Annotated in this window: 1 protein-coding gene; it reads right to left on the bottom strand. The window is 57.7% G+C overall.

Annotated elements, in window-relative coordinates:
* Positions 1 to 248: acyl-CoA dehydrogenase family protein (locus AC0L3U_RS39530; protein ID WP_473365140.1), on the bottom strand; the 248-nt coding region annotated here is incomplete at its 3' end.
* Positions 249 to 265: the final 17 nt, after the last annotated feature.

Below are 265 nucleotides of genomic sequence, written 5' to 3'. Positions count from 1 at the left end.
CCTCCGAGAGCGGCAAGTCGCCTTAAATGAAAGTCTGTGTTCCCAAACGAGGCATCTAACATGGTCACATGCTTGAAATAGTGACCAACGCCGTACTCCATGGTCATGCCGATGCCACCGTGGAGTTGGATCGACTGATGGCCGATCGCCCTCGCCGAGCGCCCGATCTGGACCTTTGCCGCCGAAATGGCGCGCTCGCGTTCGGTCGCCTTGACTTCGCTTGCCATTATTGCGGCATACATTGCCATCGAGCGGGACTGCTCCA

The sequence above is a fragment of the Bradyrhizobium sp. Kon69 genome (genome assembly GCF_055807515.1).
The sequence above is the reverse complement of the archived record's forward strand: the minus strand, read 5'-3'. Positions and strand labels throughout refer to the sequence as shown.